The organism is Stenotrophomonas sp. 112478_Sma, from assembly GCF_056479905.1.
The window spans coordinates 365,001-378,183 of the sequence record NZ_CM151072.1; the positions used below are offsets into that span (position 1 = coordinate 365,001).

Below are 13,183 nucleotides of genomic sequence, written 5' to 3' on the forward strand. Positions count from 1 at the left end.
TGCAAAGGCATAAGCGTGCTTGACTGCAAGATCGACGGATCAAGCAGGTAGGAAACTAGGACTTAGTGATCCGGTGGTTCTGTATGGAAGGGCCATCGCTCAACGGATAAAAGGTACTCCGGGGATAACAGGCTGATACCGCCCAAGAGTTCATATCGACGGCGGTGTTTGGCACCTCGATGTCGGCTCATCACATCCTGGGGCTGTAGTCGGTCCCAAGGGTATGGCTGTTCGCCATTTAAAGTGGTACGCGAGCTGGGTTCAGAACGTCGTGAGACAGTTCGGTCCCTATCTGCCATGGGCGTTGGAGATTTGAGAGGGGCTGCTCCTAGTACGAGAGGACCGGAGTGGACGAACCTCTGGTGTTCCGGTTGTCACGCCAGTGGCATTGCCGGGTAGCTATGTTCGGAAGCGATAACCGCTGAAAGCATCTAAGCGGGAAGCGCGCCTCAAGATGAGATCTCCCGGGGCACAAGCCCCCTGAAGGAACCATGTAGACTACGTGGTTGATAGGTCAGGTGTGTAAGTACAGCAATGTATTGAGCTAACTGATACTAATGATCCGTGCGGCTTGACCATATAACCTCAAGTTGCCTTGGCTTTACGACAGCGTCGTAAGAGCATCCAAGTGCACGCTACGTCACAAGAACTATGCGAGGCTGGCGCCTTGTCCCCCGGGACGAGTGCGACTCTCCAAAAGCCTCCCTGGTGAAATTAGCGCTGTGGAACCACCCGATCCCATCCCGAACTCGGAAGTGAAACGCAGCTGCGCCGATGGTAGTGTGGCTCAAGCCATGCGAGAGTAGGTCATCGCCAGGGTTTATACCCAAAAACCCCGCTGCTCACGCAGCGGGGTTTTTCCTTTTAATGAAGGCACTGCATTTTCCGGGTGGCTTCCGCCCAAGGGCAAGATCGCGAAGCTGGCGCCGCAGGCGCTGCTGCAACCGTCTCCCTGGTGAAATTAGCGCTGTGGAACCACCCGATCCCATCCCGAACTCGGAAGTGAAACGCAGCCGCGCCGATGGTAGTGTGGCTCAAGCCATGCGAGAGTAGGTCATCGCCAGGGTTTACACCCAAAACCCCGCTGCTCGCGCAGCGGGGTTTTTCTTTATGCGCGGAAAGCGGCCACCGAGCTGCGATCGCACAAAAAAAGCGGCGCCCCGTAGGGCGCCGCTCTGACCTCGATAGCGTTCAGTCGAGCATGGCGCGACGTTAGCGGGCCGGGGTCTTGGCCTTCATCATCGTGTCGCGGGCGGCTTTGAAGGGATTGCCTTCATACCAGTTCGGCCAGCGGTCGCCACCGGCAAGCTCCTTGCCGACGCCGTACATCAGCTGCAGGTCTTCGACAGTGCCGTCCAGCTTCCAGCTGGCCGCATCGAACTCATCCTTCGGGCCATGGTAGCGGTTGGCGCCGTAGTCGGCTGCTGCCTTGCGGCCGGCTTCCACCCCACCTTCGCGCAGATCTTCGCCGCCGTCGGCGTACAGCGCCGGGACGCCTGCCTTGGCGAAATTGAAGTGGTCGGAACGGAAGTAGAAGCCACTCTGTACCGAGCTTTCGCCGTGCAGGGTGCGTCCCTGGGCCGCCGCCAGCGGCTTGAGGATGTCTTCCAGCTCGGAGCTGCCGAAGCCGGTCACCGTCACGTCCTTGGCGCGGCCGGCCACGGACATGGCGTCGATGTTGATGACGCCGGCGATCCTGTCCAGCGGGAACGTCGGATGCGCAACGTAGTACTTGGAGCCGAGCAGGCCGGATTCTTCCAGGGTCACGGCAAGGAACACCACCGAACGCTCCGGCTTCGGATCCTGGTGGGCCATCGCTTCGGCGACTTCCAGGATGCCTGCCACGCCGGTCGCATTGTCGATCGCACCGTTGTAGATGTTGTCGCCTTCCTCGCCCTCGTGCTTGCCCAGGTGATCCCAATGGGCCATGTACAGCACGGCCTCGTCGGCACGCTTGGTGCCCGGCAGGACGCCGACCACGTTGCGCGACTGCTTCTGTGCGATACGGCTCTTGAGGTCGACGGATGCGGTGGCTTTCAGCGGCACCGGCTTGAAGCCGCGCTTGCTGGCGTCCTTGTAGGCCTGGTCAAGGTCCAGGCCCGCAGCGGCGAACAGCGAGCGTGCGGCGTCGGCGCTCAGCCAGCCCTGCACCGGGATGCGTGCTTCCGGATCGTCCTTGGCCGGCAGGTCGTACTGCGGTCCGGCCCAGGAGTTCTTCACCACGTCCCAGCCGTAGGAGGCGCCGGCCGTGTCGTGCACGATCAGGGCAGCAGCGGCGCCCTTGCGTGCGGCCTCCTCGAACTTGTAGGTCCAGCGGCCGTAATAGGTCATGCGCTTGCCGTCGAACAGGGTCTCGTCATCGACGTGGAACCCCGGGTCGTTGACGAACATGACGACCGTCTTGCCCTTCCAGTCCTGGCCGGCATAGTCGTTCCACTTCTGTTCCGGTGCATCGACACCGTAGCCGACGAACACCAGGTCGCTGGCATCGATGCTGATCTCGGCCTGGCCGGTACGCGTGCCGACCACCATGTCAGTGCCGAACTTCAGCTCGGTGGTCTTGCCGCCCTGGTTGATCTTCAGCACGGTGGACTCATCGGCCGTGGTTTCGGTCATCGGCACGTCCTGGAACCAGCTGTCGCCATTGCCTGGCTTCAGGCCGATGCGTTGCATCTGGTCGCGGATGTAGTTGACCGTCAGCTCTTCGCCCTTGCTGCCCGGTGCTCGCCCTTCGAACTCGTCGGAGGCCAGGGTCTTGACCATCTCGGCGAAATCGGCGGCATTGATCTCCGGCGAGAACGCATGGCCCGCGGTCGCGGTCGCGGTGGACGGGGCGGTACTGTCGGTGCCGGCGCTCGGCGCCGGGGAGTCATTGCCTTTGCAGGCACTGAGCGCGGCCGCGGCGGCCAGGCACAGGAGGAGTTTGCGGGGCATCATCGGTTCCTGGGAAACAAGGGATGGCCGCATGGTGGTGCGGCCGGGAACGGGGAGTATCCCCGAATCGTTGGGCTCAGTCCGCCGGCGCGGTTTCGCTGTCGAACGGAATGGGATCGGCGCCGCTGACCGGGCCGATGCGCGCGGTGCGGTGCACGTACAGCACCACGTCCCGCTCGAAGTGCAGGGCGCCACTGACCACGGCGTTCGGGCCGATGATGACCCGCGGCTTGCGGACGGCCGTCAGCGAGACGCTGAAGCTGGGCTTGCGCACGCGCACGCCGCCGTCGACCTGGGAGCCGATGCCCACGGTGATATCGCCATTGACGGTTTCCACGTCCTTGCTGACGCGGCTCTCGACCAGCCCGATGCCACCGTTGACGGTCTCCACGCCGCCTTCGATCTGACTGCCGCGATCACTGAAGATGCTGCCATTGACCGTGCTGACGTTGCCGCGGGCGATCACCTCACGGCCCAGGCGCACCCCGCCGTTGACCGTTTCGATGCTGCCGGTACGGGCGCGGTCGGCGACCTTCACCCCACCGTTGACGGTATCGATGCTGCCGGTTTCGCTGCCTTCGCCGACGCGGATGCCGCCGTTGACGGTATCCAGCTTGCCGTAGCGCTGCCCGGCTTCGGCGGTGATGCTGCCGTTGACCTTGCTGATGTTGTCCTGTGCCCAGGCGGGACTGCTGGCCAGCAGCACGCCCAACAGCAGCGGAATGGATCGAATGTTCATGGGTCCCTCGGTGGATGTGCGGCTGGCAGGCCGCGTGCGTTGATGTCACCATTCCCCAATCGCCCCTGCAACTGCCTGAAGTCACTGGAAAGCCCTTGCGCAACAACGCCTTCCCCTCACGCCGACATCACATCGCCGCTGCCCGCGGCGGGCGCTGCCTGCTGCTGGGGCTGGCCTTGGCATTGGCGCTGCCGCTTCCGTCAGGTGCACAGAACACGCGCGAAACGGAGCGCAAGCTGCAGAAGCTGCGCAGCGAGCTGAAGGGCGTCGCGCAGGAGCGCCGCCAGCTTGAGGGCCAGCGTGGCCAGGCATCTCAGCAGCTGCGCGCGGCCGATGAGAAGGTGGCCCGCAGCGGCCGTGTGCTGGCCCAGACCGAGGCGGCGCTGCGCGAGCAGAACCAGGCACTGGCCGAGGCCGAGCGACGTCGCACGACCCTGCAGTCCAACCTGGCGCAGCAGCATCGCGAACTGGCCGGGTTGCTGCGCGCGGCCTATCAGCTGGGCAACCACGCCCCGCTCAAGCTGCTGCTGTCACAGGACACGGTGGCCGATGCCAACCGTGCACTGGCCTACCACCGGTACCTGCAGCGCGAGCGCGCGCAGCGCATCACCGCATTGACTGCCGATCTCAAGGAACTGGAGGCGCTGCAGGCACAGATTGCCGAACGCCAGCAGCAGCTGCAGGGGACCCAGCGCGAGCAGAAGCAGCAGGCGGCTGCGCTGGCGGCCGATCGTCGCGAACGTGCGCAGACCGTGGCCTCGCTGGACGAACGCTTCAAGGACCGGCGCGAGAAGGAGCAGGCATTGGGGCAGGATGCCAAGGCACTGGAAACCCTGCTGGCCAATCTGCGCGCGGCCGCAGCGCGGGCCGAAGCCGAGCGTCGCGCGGCAGCGCGCCGGGCTGCCGCGGAGAAGGCCGCCGCCGAACGCGCTGCACGCCAGGCCGCCGCCGAAGGCCGACCGCCGCCGGCGACCAAGGTGCCGCCGGCCGTGGCATCGGCGCCGGCACCGAAGGTGGGGGGACTGGGGTGGCCGCTGTCGGGCAACCTGCTGGCACGCTATGGCGGCAAGCTGCCGGATGGCCGCACCAGCAGCGGCGTGCTGATCGGTGCCCCGGCCGGCAGCACGGTGACCGCGGTAGCCGATGGCACGGTCGTCTTCTCCGATTGGATGACCGGTTACGGCATGATCCTGATCGTCGATCACGGCAACGGCTACATGAGCCTCTATGCGCATAACGACACGCTGCTGAAGGATGCAGGTGCGCGGGTCAGCCGTGGCGATGCGGTCGCCAAGGTCGGCAACTCCGGCGGCCAGGGCGTGACCGCACTGTATTTCGAGCTGCGTCGTGGCGGGCAGCCGGTCAATCCGGACAGCTGGCTGCAGCGCCGCTGAACCCGGGGCCTGCACGGACTGCGTGGGTTCAACGGGAATTTAGCTGTGCTTCGCGCATAATCGGTGCCTGTGCCTTGGGCACGATGCCACCGTCGACAGGAGTGCTCCATGCGCGCAGCCCGTACCGCCACCCTCTTGCTGGCCCTGTTGCCAGCGCTGTCCTGGGCGCAGCAGACCGCGCCGGCCCCGACCGCTGCGAACAGCGGGCAGGCGGCGAGCAGCGAGGAGGCGGTGACCTCGAAGGTGCCGCTGGAAGACATCCGCCGTTTCGTGGCGGTGTACAACGCGGTGCGCGCGGCCTATGTCGACCCGGTCGACGACAACAAGCTGATGCAGTCGGCGGTCCGTGGCCTGCTGCTCGACCTCGACCCGCACAGCACGTATTTCAACAAGGAAGATGCGCAGGCCTTCGACGAGCAGGCCTCCGGTGCCTACGAGGGCATCGGCGTCGAGCTGCAGCAGCAGCCGGACAACGCCAGCATGAAGGTGATCGCGCCGATCGATGACACGCCGGCGGCCAAGGCCGGCATCCTCGCGGGCGATCTGATCATCGCCATCGATGGCAAGCCGATCAGTGCGATCGATGCCAGTGAGCCGCTGCGGGGCCCGGCCGGCAGCAAGGTGGTGCTGACCATCGTGCGCGACGGCCGGCCGAAGCCTTTCGATGTCAGCCTGACCCGGCAGACGATCCGCGTCACCAGCGTGCGCAGCCGCCTGCTGGAACCGGGCTATGGCTACATCCGCCTGAGTACCTTCCAGGCCGACACCGGTTCGGATTTCCAGAAGCATGTGCAGCAGCTGCAGAAGCAGTCCGGTGGAACGCTGAAGGGGCTGGTGCTGGACCTGCGCAGCAATCCGGGTGGCCTGCTGACCGCCGCTGTGCAGGTGGCCGACGATCTGCTGGACAAGGGCAACATCGTCAGTACGCGGGGCCGCATCAGCATCAGCGATGCGCGTTTCGACGCCACGCCGGGCGACCTGTTGAAGGGCGCACCGGTGGTGGTGCTGGCCGATGCGGGTTCGGCCAGCGCCTCGGAAGTGCTGGCCGGTGCATTGCGCGACAATGGCCGCGCACGCGTGGTTGGCAGCCGCACGTTCGGCAAGGGCTCGGTGCAGACCGTGCTGCCGCTGGACAACGGCGATTCGGTGAAGCTGACCACGGCGCGCTACTACACGCCCAGCGGCAAGTCGATCCAGGCTACCGGCATCGTGCCGGATGTGGAGCTCAAGCCTGCGCCGCGCCCTGAGGATGACGCGCTGCCGGCCAGCCTGAGCGACTACAGCGAAGCCACCCTGCCGGGTCATCTGCGCGGCGACGATGAAGGAACCGAAGGTTATCGGGCAGGCGCGGTGTTGCCGGGCGATGGCCCGATCAACGATGCGCTCGCCGAACTGAAGCATCCCGGTTCGGTGGCCGCGCGACTGAAGGCCGAAGCCGCGAAGGCGGAAGCGGAAAAGGCCGCCGACGCGGCGACCGCCAAGCCGGAAGCAAAGCCGGAAGCAAAGCCGAGCCCGGCCCCGGCAAAGCCCTGAGGTAGCGCCGGGCCACGCCCGGCGGCGCCGGCCGGTTGCCTAGAACCCGTGCCGCTTGCGCAGGCGGCGCGCGATCGCTGCGCGCACGTACACGCCATACACCACGCCGAACACGAAGCCGCCGATGTGGGCCCACCAGGCCACCATGCCGAAGGTCGGGCCGATATAGGCGAACACCACCTGCAGTGCTGCCCACACGCCGATCAGCAGATAGGCCGGGGCGCGTACGAACTCCAGGAACAGGCCGAGGGGAATCACCACGCCCAGTCGCGCGCCCGGGAACAGGGCCAGGTAGGCGCCGATCAGGGCCGACACCGCGCCGCTGGCACCGATGATGATCTGGTCCGGGCTGCCCATGGTGTAGATCGCCACCAGGTTGGAGACCGCGCCGCCGACCAGGAACAGCAGCAACAGGCGCCATGGCCCCAGTACCCGCTCTGCCGGCAGGCCGAAGATCAGCAGGAAGACCAGATTGCCCAGCAGGTGCGACCAGTCCGCATGCAGGAACAGGGCTGTGAACAGGCGCAGCACGCTGCCGTCCTGCAGGGTGGCCCACCAGTCCAGCGGATGGGTCAGCCCGGTGGAGAGCGCGCCCCAGTCGAGCCACAGGCTGCCCCTGGCATCATCCGGCCGTGAGATCGACCACAGGAAAGCCAGCCACAGTGCCGCAAACAGCACGGGTGTGGCCCAGCGCAGGGCGGCCTTCTTGCGCGACGGAAGGGAAACGAACATGGCGACAAGCCTAGCGCGCCGGGCTCCGTGGCGGGGGCGCTCCTGTTCAGGTTTTGCGACGAAAAAAGCGCCGCCGCTGTTATTGTTTCATTAACGGCTCTGGGTAATACTCGCATACGGCGTCGTATGTCGGGAGGGGAATCCGGCGCGCTCCGATGGGCCCCAGGGCCTGCCGGGCGCAGGCGCACTCAGAGCAACATCACCGCTTACCGGAGAGAGAACTACGATGCAAACCGCTTCCACCATTGCCCGTCTGACCCTGCTGGCCGTCGGCGTTGCCGGTGCGCTGGCCGCCGCCGACGCCAACGCTGCTGCCTTCCAGCTGAAGGAAAACAGCGCCAAGGGCCTGGGCCGCGCCTTCGCCGGCTCCACCTCGACCGAAGGTGACGCCTCGGTCATCGCCACCAACCCGGCCTCCATGCGCCTGCTCGACGGTACCCTGCTGCAGGGCGACGTCAGCGCGATCAGCTTCGGTGCCAAGTTCCGCGGCCGTGGCGAATACGGCAACGGCGCGCCGATCTCGGGTGGCAACGGCGGCGACGCCGGCATGATCGCCCCGGTCCCGGCGGCCTACTTCCACCTGCCGTTCGGCGAGAACGAGAACATGCACTTCGGTGCCTCGCTGACCGTTCCGTTCGGCTTCAAGACCGAATACGACCGTGACTGGGTCGGCCGCTACAACGGCGTCAAGACCGAACTGCAGGCGATCGACCTGGGCGTCGCGTTCTCGTACGACGTCAACCCGTACCTGTCGTTTGGTGCTTCGGTGTTCGCCGAGCGCCTGAACGTTGACCTGACCAGCGCCGTCGACACCGGCACCGCGATCAATGCCACGGCCCAGCGACAGGCTGCCGCCCGCGTGCTGCAGGCCGGTGGTACTCCGGCCCAGGCCGCTGCTGCTTCGCAGGCTGCTGCCCGCCAGGCGGCCCAGCTGGGCTTCGCTCCGGGCACCGCTGATGGCTACCTGCGCATCAAGGGTGACGAGGTGTCGGTCGGCTATACCCTGGGCATGACCGTCAGCCCGGTGGAAGGCACCAACATCGCCTTCAGCTACCGCTCGGAGGTCGAACACAAGATCACCGACGGCACCGCCGACTTCACCATTCCGCAGAATGCCGCGGCCTTCCTGGCCAATACCGGCACCTTCATCGACAGCAACGGCCGCGCCACCATCACCCTGCCGGCCAGCGCGACCGTCGGCATCACCCATCGGGTGAACGACCAGTGGCAGGTCATGGCTGAAGTCACCCGTACTGCGTGGAGCAAGTTCGACCAGGTCACCGTCGACTATGACTCCAACCAGCCGGACAGCGTGCTGCCGTTCCACTACCGCGATACCACCTTCGCGGCGATCGGTACCGATTACAAGGTCAACGACAAGCTGACCCTGCGCGGCGGCCTGGCCTACGATCAGACCCCGACCACCTACGAGCACCGTGACGTCCGCGTGCCGGACACCACCCGCAAGTGGCTGTCGCTGGGTATGACCTACGCAGCGTCGGACAAGCTGGAGTACAGCGTGGGCTACACCCACCTGTTCACCAAGGATCCGGACATCTACTCGACCTCGGCGACGGCCAACACCGTCATCGGCAAGTACAAGGTCAGTGGCGACGTGCTGGCCGCATCGCTGCAGTACAAGTTCTGATCCAGGCTTCGGCCTAATCCAGTACACGAAGGGCCCCGCGCAAGCGGGGCCTTTTGTTTGTGCAGCGCGCATCCACGCGGGCTGTGGATCTACGACAATGGCCGCATGAACCTGTCCGATCCGAACTTCCAGCTGGAGCTGGCCGCCAACGTAGCGGTCGCAGGCTCGATCCTGCTGGCGGGACGCAACAACGTCCACACCTGGTGGCTGGGCATCGTCGGCTGCGCGTTGTTCGCCGTTGTCTTCGAGCGCTCACACCTGTTCGCCGACATGGTGCTGCAGTTCTTCTTCATCGCCATCAGCGTGCTGGGATGGTGGCAATGGCTGCGTGGCAACCACGGCGCACCGCTGCCGATCACCTCGCTGCGCCCGCGCACGGGAATGTGGCTGCTGCCGACGGCGGCCCTGGCCACGTTCGGCTACGGCTGGATGCTGACCCGCCTGACCCACGCCTATGCGCCCTACGTCGATTCGGCGGTACTGGTGCTGAGCGTGATCGCGCAGATCCTGATGATGCGCCGCAAGCTGGAATCGTGGTGGGTGTGGCTGCTGGTCAACACGATCGCCGTGCCCCTGTACTACAGCCGTGGCCTGCACCTGACGTCGATCCTGTACGTCGGTTTCTGGATCAATGCACTGGTGGCGTTGCGCCACTGGCGCAATCTGATGCGTGCCGAGGCCACGGCGGCACCTGGCTCCCTGTAGAGCCGAGCCCACGCTCGGCTGCGCCGGAAAAGCCAAGCGCGGGCTCGGTTCTACAGCAAGCGAGGCACAAAAAACCCCGCTTCCGCGGGGTTTTTCGTTGACCACATCAACCCGGTGATCAGTCGCCCAGCGTCAGCAGCGAGGCGTTACCACCAGCGGCCGTGGTGTTCACCGTGACGGTCTTCTCGGTGGCAAAGCGCAGCAGATAATGTGGGCCACCGGCCTTCGGTCCGGTGCCGGACAGGCCCTGGCCGCCGAATGGCTGCACACCGACCACTGCACCGATCTGGTTGCGGTTGACATACACATTGCCGACCTGGATGCCGTTGGTGATGCGATCGACGGTCTCGTCGATGCGCGAGTGCACGCCCAGGGTCAGGCCGTAGCCGGTGGCATTGATCTGCTCGATCACCGCGTCCAGCTGCTCACCCTTCCAGCGGATGACGTGCAGGACCGGCCCGAAGATCTCCTTCTGCAGCTGGCCCAGGTTCTTCAGTTCGTACGCGCGCGGTGCGAAGAAGGTGCCGTGGGCAGCCTCGGCGGACAGTTCAGCCGCAGCGATCAGGCGCGCTTCGCGGTCCATGCGTTCGGCATGGTCCTGCAGGATCTTCAGCGCATCGGCGTCGATCACCGGGCCGACGTCGGTGGACAGCAGGCCGGGGTCGCCGACCTTCAGTTCCTTCATGGCGCCGGCCAGCATGGTCATCACCTTGTCGGCGATGTCGTCCTGCACGAACAGCACGCGTGCGGCCGAGCAGCGCTGGCCGGCCGAGGTGAAGGCCGAACCGATCGCATCCTTGACCAGCTGTTCCGGCAGCGCCGAGGAGTCGGCGATGAAGGCGTTCTGGCCACCCGTCTCGGCGATCAGCACGCCGATGGCGGCATCACGCGCGGCCATCGCACGGTTGATCGCACGTGCGGTGTCGGTGGAGCCGGTGAAGGCCACGCCCGCCACGCGCGGATCGGCGGTCAGCGCCGCGCCGACGGTGGCACCATCGCCCGGCAGGAACTGCACCACCTCGGCCGGCACGCCGGCGTCATGCAGCAGCTTCACGGCGTAGTAGCCGACCAGGTTGGTCTGCTCTGCCGGCTTGGCGATGACGCTGTTGCCGGCAGCCAGTGCGGCGGCCACCTGGCCCAGGAAGATCGCCAGCGGGAAGTTCCACGGGCTGATGCAGACAAACACGCCACGGCCGTGCAGCTGCAGCTCGTTGGATTCGCCGGTGGGGCTCGGCAGCTTCTCGGCATGTCCGAACTGCTCGCGTGCCTGCTTGGCGTAGTAGCGCAGGAAGTCGACCGCTTCACGCACTTCGGCAATGCTGTCGGGCAGGCTCTTGCCGGCTTCCTTCACGCACAGCGCCATGAACTCGGGCATGCGTGCTTCGAGCTGGTCGGCGGCGTGCTCGAGAATGGCGGCGCGGCTTGCTGCCGGGGTGCGGTTCCAGGCCGGCTGCGCGGCCACGGCATTGGCCAGCGCCTTCTGCACGGTGGCGGTATCGGCGGGCAGCCACTGGCCGACCACTTCGCGGGTATCGGCGGGGTTGGTTACCGGTTGCGGCGCGCCTGCGGGAGTCGCACCCGGCACCAGCGGCGCGGCCTGCCACGGCTTCACTGCCGCGTTGAGCTGCCCGGCCAGGGCGCGCAGTTCGTTGTCGTTGGCGAGATTGGCGCCCATGGAGTTCTTCCTGTCGTGGTTCTGGCTGCGCAGCAGGTCAACCGGCAGCGGGATCTTGGGATGCGGAATCGATTCGAACGAGGACACCATCTCGACTGGATCGCGGATCAGATCGGAGATCGGCACGCGTTCGTCGGTGATGCGGTTGACGAAGCTGGAGTTGGCGCCGTTTTCCAGCAGGCGCCGCACCAGGTACGGCAGCAGATCCTCATGCGATCCGACCGGTGCATAGACGCGGCAGGGAAGGCCGAGACGATCGGCCGGCACCACTTCGGCGTAGAGATCGTCGCCCATGCCGTGCAGCTTCTGGTGCTCGTACACGCCGCCGTTGGCAATGCTGCGCACGGCCGCGATGGTGTGCGCGTTGTGGGTGGCGAACATCGGGTAGATCACATCGGCATGCGTGAACAGACGCTTGGCACAGGCCAGGTAGGACACGTCGGTGTTCTGCTTGCGGGTGAACACCGGGTAGCCCGGGTAGCCCTCGATCTGCGCGCGCTTGATCTCGGCATCCCAGTAGGCGCCCTTGACCAGGCGCACCTGCAGGCGGCGACCGGCACGGCGGGCCATGTCGGCCAAGTGGTCGATCGTGTACGGGGTGCGCTTCTGGTAGGCCTGCACCACGACGCCGAAGCCGTCCCAGCCGGCCAGCGAGGCGTCGCAGAACACCTGCTCGATGATGTCCAGCGAAAGCTCGAGGCGGTCGGACTCCTCGGCGTCGACGGTGCAGCCGATGCCGTAGCTCTTGGCCAGCTGCGCCAGTTCCAGCACGCCCGGCACCAGGTCCTTCAGCACGCGCTCGCGCTTGGCATGTTCGTAGCGAGGGTACAGCGCCGACAGCTTGATCGAGATGCCCGGTGCGTTGTTGACGTCGCCGTCGGGACGGCCACCGCGTGCCTTGTGGTCACCGCCGATGGCGTGGATCGCACGACGGTAGTCTTCCAGATAGCGCAGCGCATCCTTCATGGTCAGGGCACCTTCGCCCAGCATGTCGAAGGAATAGCGATAGCTGGCGTTGTCGCCCTTGTGCGAACGCGCGAGCGCCTCGCTGATGGTGCGGCCCATGACGAACTGATGGCCCATGATCTTCATCGCCTGGCGCACGGCCAGGCGGATCACCGGCTCACCCACGCGTCCGACCAGGCGCTTGAACGCGCTGGGTGCGTCGGCACGGGTGGCATCGTTCATCTGCACCAGCTTGCCGGTCAGCATCAGGCCCCAGGTGGAGGCATTGACCAGTACCGAGTCACTGCCGCCCAGGTGCTTTTCCCAGTCGGCGTCGGCCAGCTTGTCGCGGATCAGTTTGTCGGCGGTGTCCTGGTCCGGAATGCGCAGCAGCGCTTCGGCCACGCACATCAGCAGTACGCCTTCCTCGCTGCCCAGATCGTACTGGCGCATGAAGGCTTCGATCGCGCCCTGGTCCTTGGCGCGCACGCGCACGCGGCCGACCAGATCGGCGGCCAGCGCCTGCACCCGGGCCTGTTCCTCGGCGGGCAGGCGGGCCTGCGCCAGCAGCTCACGGACGTGGCTGGCCTCGTCCTTCAGCCAGGCGTCGGTAATGGCCTGGCGGAACGGGTTGGGGGACGCCGGCAGTTCCGGCGACAGCAGCGCGCCATGACGCGGGGCGTCGTGGGCGGCAAGGGAGGAGGAGGGTGCGTTCATGCCGGTCCGGCCAATGGAAAACTTGGCGATTTTAATCATTTTTGCGCCCTCCGGAAGTGCCCCGCGGCCGCCTTCGTGAATGCTGATAGCCCCTAACGGTGGCGGATTCAGCGTGTTCAGCAAGCGCGACACTATTTGTGCTGAATTCGTCATTTGCGGCG

At 66.0% G+C, this 13,183-nt stretch carries 8 protein-coding genes and 3 rRNA genes (1 of these 11 running past the window's edge); 7 read left to right on the plus strand and 4 right to left on the minus strand.

Annotation, left to right across the window (positions count from 1 at the left end; translation table 11 throughout):
• From ACZK08_RS01645 to rrf (ACZK08_RS01655), 3 genes are all read left to right on the plus strand, one after another.
• Positions 1 to 579 (plus strand): 23S ribosomal RNA (locus tag ACZK08_RS01645); it begins 2,302 nt to the left of the window's first position.
• Between the two features lie 125 nt (positions 580 to 704).
• Positions 705 to 819: ribosomal RNA gene (gene rrf / locus ACZK08_RS01650) — 5S ribosomal RNA — on the plus strand.
• 132 nt (positions 820 to 951) lie between these two features.
• Positions 952 to 1,066 (plus strand): 5S ribosomal RNA (gene rrf, locus ACZK08_RS01655).
• A gap of 146 nt (positions 1,067 to 1,212) precedes the next feature.
• Here the strand turns inward: rrf (ACZK08_RS01655) and ACZK08_RS01660 are convergent.
• Positions 1,213 to 2,934, minus strand: a complete 1,722-nt coding sequence (locus tag ACZK08_RS01660; protein WP_065182581.1) for a M28 family metallopeptidase — start codon at positions 2,932 to 2,934, stop codon at positions 1,213 to 1,215.
• Between the two features lie 76 nt (positions 2,935 to 3,010).
• Positions 3,011 to 3,673, minus strand: a complete 663-nt coding sequence (locus ACZK08_RS01665; RefSeq protein WP_053520207.1) for a DUF4097 family beta strand repeat-containing protein — start codon at positions 3,671 to 3,673, stop codon at positions 3,011 to 3,013.
• Positions 3,674 to 3,723: 50 nt separating this feature from the next.
• On the opposite strand from ACZK08_RS01665, the gene ACZK08_RS01670 reads away from it, so the two are divergent.
• The gene (locus ACZK08_RS01670; protein ID WP_428992349.1) at positions 3,724 to 5,067 is read left to right on the plus strand and encodes a murein hydrolase activator EnvC family protein; all 1,344 of its coding nucleotides are present in this window, start codon (positions 3,724 to 3,726) and stop codon (positions 5,065 to 5,067) included.
• Positions 5,068 to 5,175: 108 nt separating this feature from the next.
• Positions 5,176 to 6,600, plus strand: a complete 1,425-nt coding sequence (locus ACZK08_RS01675) for a S41 family peptidase (protein ID WP_053520205.1) — start codon at positions 5,176 to 5,178, stop codon at positions 6,598 to 6,600.
• A 39-nt stretch (positions 6,601 to 6,639) separates the two neighbouring features.
• On the opposite strand, the gene ACZK08_RS01680 is transcribed toward ACZK08_RS01675, so the two are convergent.
• Entirely contained in the window at positions 6,640 to 7,332 is a 693-nt protein-coding gene (locus tag ACZK08_RS01680; protein ID WP_053520204.1) for a rhomboid family intramembrane serine protease, read from the minus strand.
• 226 nt (positions 7,333 to 7,558) lie between these two features.
• Here ACZK08_RS01680 and ACZK08_RS01685 point away from each other — a divergent pair, with 226 nt between their 5' ends.
• Both ACZK08_RS01685 and pnuC read left to right on the plus strand, forming a co-directional pair.
• The gene (locus tag ACZK08_RS01685) at positions 7,559 to 8,980 is read left to right on the plus strand and encodes an outer membrane protein transport protein (protein ID WP_065175449.1); all 1,422 of its coding nucleotides are present in this window, start codon (positions 7,559 to 7,561) and stop codon (positions 8,978 to 8,980) included.
• 105 nt (positions 8,981 to 9,085) lie between these two features.
• Entirely contained in the window at positions 9,086 to 9,685 is a 600-nt protein-coding gene (pnuC, locus tag ACZK08_RS01690) for a nicotinamide riboside transporter PnuC (RefSeq protein ID WP_065175455.1), read from the plus strand.
• 118 nt (positions 9,686 to 9,803) lie between these two features.
• Here pnuC and putA read toward each other — a convergent pair whose 3' ends face one another.
• The gene (gene putA, locus ACZK08_RS01695; protein ID WP_053520202.1) at positions 9,804 to 13,022 is read right to left on the minus strand and encodes a bifunctional proline dehydrogenase/L-glutamate gamma-semialdehyde dehydrogenase PutA; all 3,219 of its coding nucleotides are present in this window, start codon (positions 13,020 to 13,022) and stop codon (positions 9,804 to 9,806) included.
• Positions 13,023 to 13,183 lie beyond the last annotated feature (161 nt).

Bases quoted from the DNA above. Each gene is read 5' to 3' on its own strand.
- ACZK08_RS01665 (WP_053520207.1), bottom strand. From the start codon at position 3,673: ATGAACATTCGATCCATTCCGCTGCTGTTGGGCGTGCTGCTGGCCAGC.
- ACZK08_RS01675 (WP_053520205.1), top strand. From the start codon at position 5,176: ATGCGCGCAGCCCGTACCGCCACCCTCTTGCTGGCCCTGTTGCCAGCG.
- putA (WP_053520202.1), bottom strand. From the start codon at position 13,022: ATGAACGCACCCTCCTCCTCCCTTGCCGCCCACGACGCCCCGCGTCAT.
- pnuC (WP_065175455.1), top strand. From the start codon at position 9,086: ATGAACCTGTCCGATCCGAACTTCCAGCTGGAGCTGGCCGCCAACGTA.
- ACZK08_RS01685 (WP_065175449.1), top strand. From the start codon at position 7,559: ATGCAAACCGCTTCCACCATTGCCCGTCTGACCCTGCTGGCCGTCGGC.
- ACZK08_RS01660 (WP_065182581.1), bottom strand. From the start codon at position 2,934: ATGCCCCGCAAACTCCTCCTGTGCCTGGCCGCCGCGGCCGCGCTCAGT.
- ACZK08_RS01680 (WP_053520204.1), bottom strand. From the start codon at position 7,332: ATGTTCGTTTCCCTTCCGTCGCGCAAGAAGGCCGCCCTGCGCTGGGCC.